General features: G+C 32.3%; 12 protein-coding genes. All 12 read left to right on the plus strand.

Annotated elements, in window-relative coordinates; translation table 11 throughout:
- Window positions 1-162: 162 nt before the first annotated feature.
- Window positions 163-1491 (plus strand): MFS transporter, encoded by a 1329-nt coding sequence (locus LB941_RS04620; protein ID WP_253359897.1) that lies wholly within the window; start codon window positions 163-165, stop codon window positions 1489-1491.
- Between the two features lie 291 nt (window positions 1492-1782).
- Window positions 1783-3279, plus strand: a complete 1497-nt coding sequence (yjeM, locus tag LB941_RS04625; protein WP_253359898.1) for a glutamate/gamma-aminobutyrate family transporter YjeM — start codon at window positions 1783-1785, stop codon at window positions 3277-3279.
- A 198-nt stretch (window positions 3280-3477) separates the two neighbouring features.
- Window positions 3478-4098 (plus strand): LbetaH domain-containing protein, encoded by a 621-nt coding sequence (locus tag LB941_RS04630; RefSeq protein ID WP_253359899.1) that lies wholly within the window; start codon window positions 3478-3480, stop codon window positions 4096-4098.
- A 357-nt stretch (window positions 4099-4455) separates the two neighbouring features.
- A complete protein-coding gene (locus LB941_RS04635; RefSeq protein WP_253359900.1) occupies window positions 4456-6231 on the plus strand; it encodes a potassium-transporting ATPase subunit KdpA in 1776 nt (591 codons plus the stop codon).
- Between the two features lie 14 nt (window positions 6232-6245).
- Window positions 6246-8330, plus strand: coding sequence for a potassium-transporting ATPase subunit KdpB (kdpB, locus tag LB941_RS04640; RefSeq protein ID WP_253359901.1), 2085 nt, complete (start codon window positions 6246-6248; stop codon window positions 8328-8330).
- A 15-nt stretch (window positions 8331-8345) separates the two neighbouring features.
- Window positions 8346-8933 carry a potassium-transporting ATPase subunit KdpC gene (gene kdpC / locus LB941_RS04645; protein WP_253359903.1) on the plus strand — a complete coding sequence of 196 codons (588 nt, stop codon included), beginning with the start codon at window positions 8346-8348 and terminating at the stop codon, window positions 8931-8933.
- Window positions 8934-9027: 94 nt separating this feature from the next.
- Window positions 9028-11697 (plus strand): ATP-binding protein, encoded by a 2670-nt coding sequence (locus LB941_RS04650; RefSeq protein ID WP_253359905.1) that lies wholly within the window; start codon window positions 9028-9030, stop codon window positions 11695-11697.
- Window positions 11694-12392 (plus strand): response regulator transcription factor, encoded by a 699-nt coding sequence (locus tag LB941_RS04655; RefSeq protein WP_253359907.1) that lies wholly within the window; start codon window positions 11694-11696, stop codon window positions 12390-12392. Before LB941_RS04650 ends, LB941_RS04655 begins: the two co-directional genes overlap by 4 nt.
- 24 nt (window positions 12393-12416) lie before the next feature.
- Window positions 12417-12572, plus strand: coding sequence for a hypothetical protein (locus LB941_RS04660; protein ID WP_253359909.1), 156 nt, complete (start codon window positions 12417-12419; stop codon window positions 12570-12572).
- A gap of 477 nt (window positions 12573-13049) precedes the next feature.
- Window positions 13050-14231 carry a hypothetical protein gene (locus tag LB941_RS04665; RefSeq protein WP_253359911.1) on the plus strand — a complete coding sequence of 394 codons (1182 nt, stop codon included), beginning with the start codon at window positions 13050-13052 and terminating at the stop codon, window positions 14229-14231.
- 301 nt (window positions 14232-14532) lie between these two features.
- Window positions 14533-15483 carry a choloylglycine hydrolase family protein gene (locus LB941_RS04670; protein WP_253359913.1) on the plus strand — a complete coding sequence of 317 codons (951 nt, stop codon included), beginning with the start codon at window positions 14533-14535 and terminating at the stop codon, window positions 15481-15483.
- A gap of 157 nt (window positions 15484-15640) precedes the next feature.
- Window positions 15641-15940 (plus strand): NIPSNAP family protein, encoded by a 300-nt coding sequence (locus LB941_RS04675; RefSeq protein WP_253359915.1) that lies wholly within the window; start codon window positions 15641-15643, stop codon window positions 15938-15940.
- Window positions 15941-16553 lie beyond the last annotated feature (613 nt).

Here is a 16553-nt window from a genome sequence, read left to right on the forward strand (position 1 = left end):
CAGCGCCTTGAGACGCTGGCAAGTACATAGGGCTTATAGCCCTGGAGCAAACCACCCGTTTGACGGGTGGTCATGATTTGTAAAAAAGGAGAGATTTTGATGGATAATAGCTAGAAGATAGAGAGAAAAGGAATTTAGTACAAATTTTAGGAGGATGTTTAAATGGATACATTAACAAAAGGTAATTCTGATACACAAAACTTAGATACATATAATATGACACGAGATTCTGTTAAAACGGTTATTTTAGCATCTATGATTGGCACTGCAATTGAATTTTTTGATTTTTATGCATATGGCACGGCAGCAGCTACGTATTTTCCCAAGGTTTTCTTTCCTGAAGTAACACCAACAATTGCCACTTTACTAAGTTTATTGACTTTCGGAGTAGCTTTTGTAGCTAGACCTTTAGGATCATTTATTTTTGGCCATTTCGGAGATAAAATTGGTAGAAAAAAGACATTAGTTGTTTCTTTGTTATTGATGGGTGTATCAACTGTATTAATTGGTCTGTTACCTGACTATAAAACATTAGGTCTTTTCGCAGTTATATTACTTTGCTCGTGTCGCTTTATTCAAGGAATTGGATTAGGCGGAGAATGGTCGGGGGCAGCACTTGTAGCTACTGAAAATGCACCAGATAGTAAACGTGCACTTTATGGTGCTTTTCCAGAATTAGGAGCTCCATTGGGCTTTTTCTTAAGTAATGGGTTATTTTTCACATTAGAATCTTTTTTAACTCCAGAGCAAATGATTGAATTTGGCTGGCGCATTCCGTTTTTAGCTTCAGCAGTTTTAGTTATTGTTGGTTTTTGGGTTAGAGAAAGAATGCAAGAAACGCCATTATTTAGACAAGCGCAAGCTAAAAACTTAACAACTAAATCACCACTTAAATTTGTATTCAAAACATCTTGGAGACAAATTATTCAAGGAACATTTATTGTTTCGGTAACATATACATTATTTTATACATTAGCAACTTGGTCGCTAACTTATGCTACGACGATGTTAGGTTTTTCGAATCGTGAATATTTGTTTTTATTAATGGGTGCAATAATTGTCTTTGCAATTTTAATTGTATATGCTTCAAAATTAGCAGATATTTTTGGACGTCGCCGTGTTTTATTGTTTTCATCTAGCGCTTTAGTAGTGTTCTCTTTATTGTTCCCTTATTTGTTACAAGGTCAACGTAACTTTATAGGTGTAAGCACCTTTTTAGTAGTTGGTTTTACTCTAATGGGAATTGCATTTGGACCAGTTGGGGCTTTATTACCAGAACTTTTTAAAACAGAAGTTCGTTATTCAGGTGCAGGCATTTCTTATAATTTTGCCGCAATAGTAGGAGCTGCATTTTCACCCACAATTGCAACGTGGTTAGCAGATAATTTGGGAGTAAAGTTTGTTGGATTATATTTAGGTGTGATGGCTATAGCATGCTTAATATCTTTATTAACAGTAAGTGAAACAAAAGATGTTAATTTTTCTGAATAGTTAACACCGTGGTATATACAAGATTCATAGAGTTAGATTAGTGTAATTAAAGATTAGACAATATTTATTAAAATTATTGGAAATATAAACTAGCCAGTAGAGTAATGCATGCTAGCGAACTGTATCTATAGTTAGTGGATAGCAATTTAAGATTTCTTGCATAAAAAAGTAGTTAAAATAAATGTTAAGAAAATAGATTAAATTAAGCAATTACTAACCTTTTATTAATAATCAAACATGAATTTAAAGTGTATAATTATTAATTAAGCATACAGAAAGAAGTTGAATTGGATGGATAAAAAAACAGCCGTAAAAATCAAAACGAGCGGTCTTGTTTTGATGATTTTTTCATCAATTTTTGGTTTTAGTAATTCATTAACGGCATTTTATCAAATGGGTTATTCCAGTATTATTTGGTATATTGTCACAGCATTACTCTTTTTTGTTCCTTCAGCATTGATGTTTGCCGAATATGGAGCATCATTTAAAGCTGCAAAAGGGGGAATCTTTTCGTGGTTACGAGGTTCCATCGGAGAAAAGCCTGCATTTATAGGTACATTTATTTGGTTAGCAGCTTGGGTTGTTTGGTTAGTCTCTTCAACCCAGTTTTTATTGGTTTCGATCTCAACAATGATTTCAGGACAAGATGAGACACAAACGTGGCATGTGTTTGGTTTAAATTCAGATCAGACACTAGGAGTATTAGAAGTAATTTTTTTATGTGTGGTAACTTTAATTGCTAGTCGTGGAATTAAAAATATTGCTAAAATTGCTTCATTTTGTGGGATTTTTACTTTAGGAATTGCAGTCGTTTTTATAGGCTGTAGTATGCTAATTTGGTTATTGAATCATGGTAGTTTAGCTGAACCTTTAACTAAAACAAGTTTGATAACATCACCCAATACTAGTTTCATTTCGCCAATTGCAATTATTTCATTTATTATTTACTCTTTATTTGCTTATGGTGGCTTAGAAACAATGGCTGGTGTAATTGACTCTGTTGATAAACCGGAAAAAACTTTTCCACGCGCATTAATTATTGCAATGGTATTGATGACATTATTGTATGTTTTAGCTATTTTTCTTTGTGGTGTAAGTACTAATTGGCAAGCAATTCTTGGTAAAAAGAATGTTAATCTAGCTAATGTTGAGTATGTTTTAATCAATAATATGGGCTTAACGGTTGGAACAAAATTAGGGTTAGGCCATGTAGCTGCAGTTAGTTTAGGGAAAATTTTTTCACAGATTACAGCTATGAGTGATGTTTTTGGTGGATTAGGTGCCGCATTTGTGATGACATACTCACCAATCAAATCTTTTATCGAAGGCTGTGATCAGCGCTTATTACCACAAAAATTAACAAAGATGAATAAATTTAATATGCCTGCAGCTGCAATGTGGACACAGACAATTATTGTTTGTTTAATCACGATTTTTATTGCATTGGGTGGGGATGCTGCCAATCAATTTTATACAATTTTGACTGACATGATGAACGTTTCTTCTTCTGCACCATATCTTTTTTTAGTAGGAGCATTTCCGTTCTTTAAAATGAAACAAGAGTTAGATCGACCATTTGTTTTTTATAAGAGTATGCGCTGGACATGGATTGTTACAATTGTGGTTTGGTTAGTGATTGCAATTGGAATTATCTTTACATGTATTGAGCCATTACTTGATGGAAGTTATTTAACCGCATTTTGGACCGCTTTTGGCCCTGTTTTCTTTGGAGTTGTTGCTTGGATTTTTTATACACATGCTGAACGAAAACACGTTTTTGATGATTGATGAAGTGCGATACAAAAGGTTAGACAAAATTAGATATTTTTATGCTATTAAGGTATGTTTCCGATACTCAGTCGGAGACATGCTTTTTTTAAGCGAAATTTGTTAGTCGTTTTTATTTTGTATATTGATAATTAATGCTTTATAATAATGATACTAAATAAACTAACAATAAGTTAGCTGAGAAAGAAGGCCCTAATTATGCACATGGATTTTCCAAAGCTTTCAAAAGACAAACCGACAATCGGCAAAGGAACTCAACTTAAGCGAACTACACTAGGTCAATGGATTGAATTAGGCGAGAATAATTTGATCGATAATTGTGTAATCGGTGATTATAATTACACTGGTCAATATTGTTTTATGCAGAATAGTGATTTGAAGAAGTTTATTAGTATAGCTGCGCAAGTGCGAATAGGGCCGACTAATCATCCATATGATCGGGTTTCGCAGCATATCTTTGCATATAATGGTGCAGCTTATGGATTTGATCAAAAAGACACTGATTTTTTAGAGAAACGGCAACAAGTTAGAACGACAATTGGAAATGATGTTTGGATTGGACATGGTGCGATTATTCAAACCGGCTTAACGGTTGGTAATGGAGCAGTAATTGGCTCAGGTGCAGTTGTTACGCATGATGTTGAACCATACACAATTGTGGGTGGTGTTTCGGCTAAAGTAATTAAAGATCGTTTTTCAGATGAAATTAAAACTGATTTAGAAAGTATTGCTTGGTGGAATTGGTCTCGGCAAGATTTAGAAAAATATTATATGGATTTTAGATTGCCGGTGGAAGAATTTATTAAGAGACATGTGTAAAAGATATACTAATTAAAATACGTACTGTTTGGTTGCTGAAGATTTTTTATTTAGGATAGGATTAAAGAGGTAGCTGTAAAAATCGAGTTTGATTTTTACAGCTACCTTTTTTTGTAGAAGTTTCTAGTAACAAGTATATCTTTAATTATTCGTCATTGTTTTGTTGTATGAAGATAATTAACAAAGATTTAACACGGAGAGATATTTTTTAACACCATATTAACACCAAGTTTGTTATAGTCTCTATATTCAGAAGAGTAAAAAAGGAGGAGATTAGATGATTATGGTCATGACAGTATTAACAACGATTGGACTATTTATTTATCTTATATATATTTTGTTAAAGGGGGGAGGAAAATGAATATAATTGTTCAAATTTTACCATACGTAATCTTACCATTTATTTTAGCAATTCCACTTGGTTTATATATGAGTAAATTAGTAGATGGTGAAAAAAATTTCATGACAAAAGTAATTAGTCCATTTGAAAACAAAGTATATAAATGGCTAAAGATTAATCAGAAAGAAATGAATTGGAAAAAATATTTATCAAGTGTACTATCTTTGTCAGTGATGAGTTTTATTGTTCTTTTTTTGATATTAAAATTTCAAGATTTGTTACCTATGAACTCAAATCATTTTACAGGAATGAGTTGGACTTTAGCATTTAATACTGCAATTTCATTTGTAACAAACACTGATTGGCAATCGTATTCAGGTGAAACTACGTTATCAAATTTTTCACAAATTGCGGGTCTTACAGTTCAGAACTTTGTGTCAGCAGCTGTAGGAATAGCTGTACTATTTGCTCTAATTAGAGGGCTGAAACGCTCTTCGGTGAATGTAATTGGAAATTTTTGGAAGGATTTTATCAGAATACAACTTTATGTTTTGATTCCATTGAGTTTAGTAACTTCAGTTATTTTAATTGCAACAGGAGTTCCACAAACATTTAGCGGGTCAAAAACGGTTGATTTGGTTCAACCAGTTGCTGTTAATGATAATGGAGTTCCAATTACAAATGCCAAAATAAATGTAAAGACTAAAGCAGTTACAGTTAATGGAAAGAAAATTAATAATGTTTCAATTATAACTAAAGAGGAATTACCTTTATACGCTCAGGCGAGTCAAGTAGCAATTAAGCAATTGGGAAGTAATGGTGGGGGTGTATTAGGAACAAATTCAGCACATCCATATGAAAATCCAAGTCCTCTTTCAAATTTTATAGAAATGACCGCAATGATGTTAATACCCGCAGCGCTTTGTTTTACTTTCGGTTTTTCAATTAAGCGAAGAAGAGAAGGAATCGCAATTTTTATAACAATGACTATTTTATTGACTTTTGGTTTAGTTGTCAGTGTGCTTATGGAACAAAAGGGCTTTTCATTAGCACATATTGGAAATCTTAATATGGAAGGAAAAGAAATAAGAAATGGGGTTACCATTTCATCAATTTGGTCTGTATTTGCAACTGCAACTGGTACAGGCTCCGTCAATGCATCCTTAGATAGTTTTTCAGCATTTGCAGGAATGATTTTTATGATTTTGATTCAATTAGGAGAAGTAGCCTTTGGTGGTGTTGGTTCAGGTTTGTATGGAATGTTGGGATTTGTTATTCTGACAGTCTTTATTGCTAGCCTAATGGTTGGTAGAACACCAACATATCTCGGGAAAAAGATCGGTCCTAAAGAAATGCGAATGGCTGTGCTAGCATGTTTAGCGACTCCACTTGCTATTTTACTTGGAAGTGGGATTGCAGCAACCCTAAAATCAACGTTGGGAAGTTTAACCAATAGCGGAGCACATGGCTTTTCTGAATTGTTATATGCATTTTCTTCTGCTGGAGGAAATAATGGCTCATCATTTAGTGGATTTAATGGTAATACGGAAATTTTAAATATCTTACTTGGGCTCGTTATGATTATTGGTAGATTTTTACCGATATTTGCAGTCTTGGTAATTGCTGGGAGTATGGCAAAACAAAAGGTTAGTGCAGAGACTTCGGGAACATTATCAACGAGCAACATTACATTTATTGTTTTACTAATACTTGTAATTTTGATAATTGGGGTATTAAGTTTTTTCCCAGCTCTATCACTAGGTCCTATTGCTGACTTTTTAACTAGACGTTGAGGGGAGATTTTAAAATGGAAAAGAAAAAAATGATAAATAATTCAATGTTTGATAAATCAATGTTACTCAGAGCTGTCAAAGATTCATTTATAAAGTTATCACCTAAAGATGAGTTGAAAAATCCAGTTATGTTTTTAGTATATGTATCAGCGCTTTTAACAACGATACTATTTGTTTTTTCCCTATTCGGTATTAAAGATGGAATTGTAACAGCAGCATTTATACTATGTGTTGCTATAATTTTATGGGCAACTTGTCTATTTTCAAATTTTGCAGAAGCCGTTGCAGAAGGAAGAGGAAAAGCACAAGCTGATTCTTTAAGAGCAACACGTAAGGAAGTTATAGCACATAAATTAATTGATAAAAATGATAAAAATCAGATAGAAAGTATTGAGGGTACGTTATTAAAAAAAGGTGATTATTTTTTAGTTGAGGCTAATGAACAAATTCCAGCAGATGGAGAAGTAGTTGAAGGAGCAGCTTCGGTTGATGAAAGTGCAATAACTGGTGAGTCTGCTCCAGTTATCAGAGAAGCAGGTGGAGACCGATCTGCTGTTACTGGGGGAACTACAATTCTTTCAGATTGGCTAGTTATAAAAGTAACTCAAGAAGCGGGAAATAGTTTTTTAGATAAAATGATTGGAATGGTAGAAGGAGCTAATCGAAAAAAAACACCTAACGAAGTTGCTTTAGAGATTCTTTTAGTCGCATTGTCATTAATTTTTTTGCTTGTAACAGCTTCTTTATATACGTATACGTCAATGACATCTGTCTTACTAGGTGTTAAAGATTCAATTTCCGTTGTGTGGTTGATAGCATTATTGGTTTGTTTAGCTCCTACAACAATAGGTGCATTGTTATCAGCTATTGGTATTGCAGGAATGAGTCGTTTGAATCGAGCTAATGTTTTAGCAATGAGTGGTCGAGCAATTGAAGCTGCAGGAGATGTTGATGTTTTATTATTGGATAAAACAGGTACAATAACATTAGGAAATCGACGTGCAGCTGAATTCATTCCTGTTGATGGACATGAGATAAGTGAGGTGGCAGATGTTGCTCAATTGGCATCTTTAGCTGATGAAACACCAGAAGGCAGATCTATTGTTATTCTTGCTAAGAATCAATTTGGATTACGTGAACGTAAAATCAATGAAAAACATCTTGAATTTATACCATTTACAGCACAAACAAAAATGAGTGGCGTTAATTACGCAAATGTAGAGATACGAAAAGGGGCAGCTGCTAATATTGAAAAATATGTTAAAGAGAATAATCACCAATATAGTAAGGAATGTCAAAATATTGTAGAAAAAATTTCAAAAAAGGGAGGAACCCCTTTAGTTGTAACAAAAAACTATGAAATTTATGGAATTATATATCTTAAAGACATCATAAAAAAAGGTGTTAAGGAAAAGTTCGCTGATTTACGAAAAATGGGAATTCAAACTATCATGATTACAGGTGATAATCCGATAACTGCAGCTGCAATTGCGGCTGAAGCTGGAGTAGATGATTTTTTAGCGCAGGCGACTCCTGAAAGTAAGCTAGAAACAATTAAGGAATTTCAAAAAAAAGGTCATCTAGTTGCAATGACTGGTGATGGAACTAATGATGCTCCAGCACTTGCACAAGCTGACGTGGCCGTTGCAATGAATTCTGGTACACAGGCTGCCAAAGAAGCGGGAAATATGGTTGATTTAGATTCTTCACCAACAAAGTTACTGGAAATAGTAAAAATCGGTAAACAACTTTTAATGACACGAGGAAGCCTGACAACGTTTTCTATCGCCAATGATATTTCAAAATATTTTGCGATTATTCCCGCAATTTTTATGAATCTGTATCCTAGGTTACAAGTTTTAAACATTATGCATCTATCTAGTCCAACAAGCGCAATTTTATCTGCATTGATATTTAATGCTTTAATAATTGTCGCTTTGATACCACTTGCCTTAAAGGGAGTTAAATATAGAGAAGTAACGGCCAAGAAGTTATTAAATCATAACCTATTGATATATGGTTTAGGCGGTATAATCATACCCTTTATAGCAATAAAGTTAATTGATATGATTGTGGCATCGTTATTAGGAATAGTTTAAGGAGGGGAATATAGAATGATTAATGTAATTAAAGATTCTATAAAAGCTTTGATTGTTGCTACGTTACTGACAATTATATATACATTAGTTGTGACAATGATAGGACAGGCTTTTTTTAATAAGCAAGCAAATGGAAGTATATTAACGATACACAATAGGAGTATAGGTTCAAAGTTGATAGCACAACCGTTTACAGAGAAAAAATATTTATGGGGAAGGAACATGATAATTGATACAAATTTATTTAAGACAAGCAAAGGACAGACAATATTATATGCCAGTGCTTCCAACCTTTCTCAAACAAGTACACAATTAATACGACAAGTTAGAAATCGTGCTGCTATTATTAAAAAGTTGAATCCAGGTGAAAATAATGTACCCATTGATCTAGTAACAACTTCTGGAAGTGGTTTGGATCCTGAGATTTCACCTCAAGCTGCTTTTTATCAAGCAAAGCGAATTGCAAGAGCAAGAGATATTTCAATAAAAAAAGTTAACAAGATTATTAAAAATAATATAGTTGAAAAAACATATGGAATTTTTGGTGAAAATCGGGTGAATGTATTGGAGGTAAATATTGCACTCGATAGGATTAGTAAATGATGTTAAAATGGAAAAAATCTCGCTTTCTAGCGTTCAATTGTTGCTTAGTAATAGCATGACAGTTAACTAAACGAAAGGTAAAAGGTGGTGTTGAATGTTGAAAGATAATACCGATGAGATGAAGAATTTGTTGCACCAATTAAAGGTTAAAAATGAATATGAACAAAAAGTCACACGGGGAAAATTGAAAATTTTTTTTGGTTATGCGGCTGGTGTAGGTAAAACATATGCAATGTTAGAAGAAGCGCAAGAATTAAAAGCAAACGGTGTTGACGTAATTATTGGATATTTGGAACCACATAATCGGCCAGCAACTACTGCAATGGCAAAAGGGCTGAATTGTTTAAAACCTAAGCAAGTAGAATATCAGGGCATTAAAGTAAATGAATTTGATTTAGAAGATGCTTTAAAGAGAAAGCCGCAGATAATCTTAGTTGATGAATTAGCCCATTCTAACATTGATGATACAAAACATAGTAAAAGATATCAGGATGTTGAAGAATTGCTTGCTGCAGGAATTGATGTTTATACAACGTTAAATGTTCAGCATGTAGAAAGTTTTAATGATTTAATTCAACATTTAATGAAAGTTGATGTTAAAGAAACAGTTCCAGATTATATATTTGAGATTGCATCTGAAATTAAGTTAGTTGATATAGAACCTAGTGATCTTATAATGCGACTAAGGGCTGGAAAAGTATATACGACAGAAAAAGTAGATTTTGCTTTAAATAATTTTTTCCAAAATGAAAACTTAGCCTATTTACGAGACTTAGCATTAAGAAAAATGACAATGTATCTTGCTAGTAAAGAGGGGGCAACAGAGAAATTATTAGTATGTATATCTGGAGCTTCAAGCAATGAGCGTGTAATTAGAGCAGCAGCTCGGCTGGCAAAAGCAGTTAATTGTGAATTAATTGGTGTGTATATTAGTAATAAAGATAGCGAAAAAATTCAAGATGAACGGTTATTAGTTAATATGCAACTAGCAGAAAAATTAGGTGCACATATAACGATTTTATATGGATTTAACAAAGGAGAATTAATTGCAGAATATGCTAAAGAAAAGGGAATATCAAAAATAGTTCTAGGCTCAAATCGATCAAACTGGTTAAAATGGCGTGATAGTTTGATAGAACAGTTGAATCAAAAAATTCCAGAAATAGATAAATATGTAATCACTGAAGTAAAAGCAAAAAAAAAGAATACATTAAAAAATATTATTTCTATAGCTTTCAGGAAAAAGATCAATTTATCAGATTCTGTCTGGACGACACTAATACTATTTATTTGCACAGTATTAGGGATTGGTATTCAAACATTAGGATCAAATAACGTTAATGTGATATTGATATATATACTAGGGGTTATGATTACAGCACTTGTAACAAATAGAAGAGCAACTTCATTAATTTATTCGGTTGCAATGCTAGTAGTATATGATTATATTTTTACGCATCCAATTGGTTCTTTGGAAAGTAATTCAAATAATATTTTAACTTTTATAGTCATGTTTATTGTAGCTTTTTTGAGCAGTACATGGACTTCGAAAATAAAAAAGCAAAGTAAACTAGATGCTAAAAGAGCATACAGAACAGAAATATTGCTTAAAACTAGTAGAACTTTGCAACAGGCAGTGAATATCAAAGACGTTTATTATGTTACAGGAAATCAATTAAGAGAATTATTAAAATGTTCAGTTTGTATATATCCCGAAAAAAATAATGACTTAGGCATACCGTATTATTTTACGGATAATAAGGGAAATAATATTGAAGACATTTCAACAAAAGAAGAAAAGGCAATTGCATTATGGGTTTTAAGAAATAGCCATGAAGCTGGGTTTGGAACAGATACTCTTTGTAAAGCAAGCTTTATGTATTTACCAATTACAACGGGTGAAGAAGGTAAGACAGCATCTGCAGTAGTTGCATTAAATATCAAAAATAGTGAAACATTAGATCCATTTACATTTAACCTGCTAACATCTATTTGTGAGGAATGTGAACAAGCGGTATTGCGAATTCAAATTAGAGAAAAACAAAATAAAAGCGAGATGATTGCTAAACAAGAAAAGTTACGAGCTAACTTGTTACGGGGAATCTCACACGATTTAAGAACACCTTTAACTACAATTTTAGGCAACACGGATATTTTATTACATCAAGACTATACACTAACAAAAGCACAAAAGACAGAACTGTATGAAGCAATTTATTCTGATGCGACATGGTTAATTGATCTAGTTGAAAATTTGTTGGCTATGACAAAAGTAGAAAATAATATGTTAAAGGTGAAGTGGCAACCAGAGCTTGTCGAGGACATCTTACAGTCAGCAATTATGCATTTGAGCAAAGATGCAGAGAATTACAATATAAAGGTTAAAATTGAAAATCCAGAATTGATTGTAAAAACAGATGGACAATTAATTGTACAAGTGATAATAAATATAGTTAACAATGCGATAAAATACGCACCCAAGGGCTCACTAATCTCTTTAAAAGCAACTTCAGTTGGAAAAAATATGTGTGAGATTGGTATTTCAAATGATGGTCCGCATATTGCTAAAGAAGTAAAGCAAAAGATTTTTGATCTTTTCTATACTGGGAATACAGAATATTCTGGAAGAAAGGGCATGGGTATTGGATTAGCACTGTGTAAATCAATTGTAGAAGCTAATGGTGGGAAAATAGATGTGGAAAATCTTAATCCAAGTGGAGTTAGATTCTATTTTACACTGCCATTATGGAGGGATGAAATATGAGCGAGACAAGAATTTTAATAGTTGAAGATGATACAGAAGTTGGAAAACTTATATCCATGACTTTAAAAGCAAGTCACTACGCTTACACGTGGAGTAAAGATGGAAATAGTGCAATTACTGATTTTAAAATTTTTAAACCAGATATAGTTCTTTTGGATCTTGGTTTACCAGATATAGATGGAGTAGAAGTCATCAAAAAAATCAGAATTAATAAAATGATTCCAATAATTGTAATTTCAGCTCGCAGCGAAGAAAGTGAGAAAATAAAAGCTTTAGATGAAGGGGCAGACGATTATCTTGTTAAACCTTTTTCAGTAAATGAAATGCTAGCTAGAATACGTGTGGCTTTACGTAGATTAAAATTGATACAAGATGTGGATGAAGTTGAAGTTAAAGATTATCAAAATGGAAATCTAAGAATTGATTATGCTGCTAGAACAGCATATCTAGATAATAAGGCATTAACATTAACTGAAACTACGTTTAATCTATTATGTTTATTTGCAAAAAATACGGCTAAGGTACTAACTCATGGTTATGTAATGAGAACTATTTGGAAAGATAAACCAATAAATGATACTGTATCTTTGCGAGTAGCTATTGCATCTTTAAGAAAAGAAATTGAACCTAATGAAGACTCAACAAAATATATTCAAACGCATATAGGAGTAGGGTATAGTTTTATTCAGCATTAAATTTAATGAAGTGAAGTGATAAAAATGTGGAATAAAAAACATTTATCTTATTTAATAGTTATTTTATTTTTACTTTTTTTAGAGGCGATACATCTTATTAATGGACAGGTCTGGATGCTTGCTGCTATAGGTGTTATTGTTTTAGGATTTGCAGTAGAATTTTTGATTCCTAAAAAATAATGGAGTTGTTTGGAACCAAATTATTCATAAGTTGCTATGAAATTCATAAATTTTCTAATTTTTTGAAGTGATGGTTAACTTATTTTAGATATTTTGGGAGCATGATTATTATGTTAGTATAGCTGTTTTAAATTAAAAATATATTTGAGAGCAAGAATCGGTGCAATAAACTGGGCACAGGATTCAAGTCTCTTTTTGAATTTTCAAGTTTCGGCAAATGATATGTAAAAAATAATTAATGAAATGCTTTACAATTACATTTTATACTGTAATTAAAATAACTTTTTAGAGGGTATGTTATTGACATTTCAGCAGAGTAGGGCTAAAGATTGTTTTTGTACTCTCAACATTTTCCTATCAGTAAAACAACTCCTTATAATGTGATATTAGTGACTCAAATGTTTAAGTGATGTTTTTATATTTATCCTCTTTTGAAAGTGCTATAATTGGTTGTCTGAATAAAAAGGGGATAATGTTATGCGCAAATTAAATATTTTTATAGTTACTTTGTTATTGGCGGTTTTTGTTTCAGGTTGTAGTACTCGGGGGAAAAAGTCAAATGTGACTTCAAATGATACTGTTAAAGCAACCACAAATAAAACGATAAAAGCAAAATCTAAAACTTGGACGTTTAGTAAGGGAGTTAGTTCAAAACAGACCCAAGGACAAGGTGTTTCTAGTGACATCTCGACATCTGTGGTTTTGAAAACAGATGCTCTTTCTAGCTGGACTACATCTAATGGACAATTTATATCAAGCCCAGTAAAGTATCAGAAAGTATCATTAAAAACATGGGAACGTAATATGCGAAAAAATTATATGAAAAGTGCCCAGAAGAAGATTCATTTAATGACAGTTACACAAGTTAATCAGGTTTTGAAAAAATTAGGTTCGGACATCAAGATTAGCAAACTTTCAGATTTGGTTTATTTGAAAACGCAAACAAATGGTTTGCCACTTATGCAAGCTTTTGTTGCTAAAGGACATCATTTATATGCAATTAACATTCAATATGTAGATACTGATCAAACGATTACGATTGAGCGTGGACAAGTATTTACTGATACAAGTAAGAAGAAGGCAACTGGTCAGATACCATTGAACAAGATTAATGGGACATGGATTGCAGCTACTACCACAACTAGTGCCAATGATACTGGGAAAATTATGATTAAAGACGGTTATTTATATCAGCAGCGTTATGACAGTTATGAGCGATCCGTGATTCAAGAATTAAGTTCATATTCATTGGTTTCATTAAATCAAAACGAAACTTATGCTTCTCAAAAAGTTAATGCGGCTAATGTTGGATATCAATTAACACGAAAATCAGTTGCTAGTGGTGATAGTTTAGGGTATTTATATTTGTTTCTTAGTGAAAATAAAATGATTCGGATTGGCGATGGTGAAACGACGACTTACACGAAGACGAGTACCCTTGTAGCTGCAGATGATTTACCGCAAGAGGATATTACTATTTTCGAACAAATGGATCAGAAGTATCCTGGTGAAGCAGCATCAACGATTACGGTTAAAGCAGGTGATCCTTTAGTGGGTATGAGTAATAGTATAAAATATTTAACCGACCCGGAAGCAGGACAAATTATTAGTAATAAGGATGTTACTTTAGAAAATGGGACAGTTACTGTTGAAAATTAGAAAGTGAAAATTTGAGTCCAACATAAAAGTGTCGGGCTCAAATTTATCTTCAGAATATTTAGTTTAGTACCAATACATGCACTAAAAAGTAATTAGTTATGTTTAACTCCGTAAATCAAGGCTAAATGTCAGATTATCTAATTTATAATATTAACACTAATTAGCTAGTCTAGTCGTTTTTTGTTCCATTTTAAAATACTCATTGTGCTAACTTTAATTAAGCAGTTATAATTAATTGCGAATACTTTTGATTTGTTTTAACATTAAACCTGTATAAATTTTTTGAAGAGAGATGGAGAGTATGTGTACAGCATTATCTTTTGCCACTGAGGATGATACGCATTTTTTAGCTAGGACGATGGACTTTTCTTTTGAACTAGAGGCACAATTAATTTATATTCCGCGTGAATATGAATTTAGTTCGCTAGTAGCAGGAACAAAATATACAACAAAATATGGCTTTATAGGTGCAGGAAGGGATGTTGACGGCTATATTTTTGCAGATGGTTTCAACGAGAAGGGTTTTTCAATTGCTTCATTATATTTTGAAAAAAATGCAAAATATAGTACAAACAACAAGGAAGGGGCTTTGAATGTTGCATCAACTGATATGGTTTCTTGGGCGTTAGGAAATATCGCAACAGTAGCTGAATTTGAAAAAAGGTATTCCGAATTAAATGTAGTTGAGAAAATAAATCCATTACTTCAAACGCAAGTACCATTACATTGGATTGTTGCAGATAGTTTGGGTAAAACAGGTGTATTGGAGATTACAGCGCAAGGAGCTAAGTTCTATCAAAACGAAGTGGGTGTAATGACCAATTCGCCAGAATTTTTATGGCATATGAATAATCTGAATCATTATGTAAATTTACAACCAACAGATTTTACCTCTAAGAAATATGGTGACTATGAAACTGTATCTGATGGTCCAGGTTCAGGTGCGTTAGGTCTTCCAGGTGATTATACATCGGCATCTCGATTTATTAGGACTACTTTTTTAAAACAATATTCTGATCATTCGGCTGGTGTGAAGAATGGTGTGAATGCAGTGTTACACGTGTTAAATTCAGTTGATATCCCGAAGGGTGTTAAAATAACAAGTAAAAATGTTGTTGACTATACGCAGTATAAGGGAATTATGGATTTAAATAATTTAAGCTATTATTTTATGGCTTACACAGATACAAAATTAGCAGAAGTTAAGTTGACAAAACAGCTACTAGAACAAGCAACCATATCAATTTTTTAGAACATAGTAGGGTTTCTATCAAAAATAGTAACTTCTGAGATACTGGATTAGGATAATATAGGGTATAACCGCAAAATTCGTAATTAGACATTTGCGGTTATTTGTCTAACTTTAAAACAGATAAACTGGTTTAATAGAGTTAAGGAGATGATATGAAATGCAATATGAAATCAGAACATACACTTTAGCAGATCAAACAGCAACTAAACAATATTTTGAGGTTAATTGGTCAAGACATATCGAAAGTTTAAAAAAATTCCAGATAGAAGTTGAGAGTGTTTTTCTTGCACTTGAGAATTGCCAGGTTATTGCAATTTGTACGTACCCAGATGAAGTAGATGTTTTAGCAGCTGATAAAGCATATATGGAAAGTGAAGAATTTAGAAGTGATATGAAGGGGTTTTCGATGCAAGCAATTATAAATGTCACTTCGGCAATTGTTAAAAAGTTAAAGTGATGCAACTATGTTTTTAATTGATATGTAAAAACAAAAGGTGCAATAGAACATAGATAAAAAATGGTGATGTCTCCAAAAATTAATTTTTAGACATCACCGTATAAAGTTAGTACATTTTTTATTTGGAAAACTAGATTCCACTAACACTAGTAACTTAAATTTTAGAATTATTATTCTTATATATTTGTTGATAGAAACTAATCATCATCTTATGATTTAAAAAATTTAAATTAATTAGTATAGTAAATAGACAATTCACAATATTGGTGTAAATTGATAGCGAACTATAAAGAAGTACATTGAACTAATGATATATCGAATTAATAATATTTTATTAAGTGCAAAGTTATAAAATATGTGGCATACTAAATCAATAGAATAGTCAAAAGTCAAGTTGGCAATAACTTTGTGGAGTTAATATAGCATAGTAAGTAGCAAATTAGATGTGCCAGTTTGACTGTAACACTAGTACGATTTGATTATGAACTATAGAGTTACTGCGTATAAAATATATCATTAATTCAAGTAATATTTTATCACTTATTTTTAAATTGTAAATACTTTTTTTAAATAAGTATATACATATAACGAATGTCGCAAGTATATATAAAGT

The organism is Ligilactobacillus ubinensis, assembly GCF_024160875.1.
GTDB lineage: Bacteria > Bacillota > Bacilli > Lactobacillales > Lactobacillaceae > Ligilactobacillus > Ligilactobacillus ubinensis.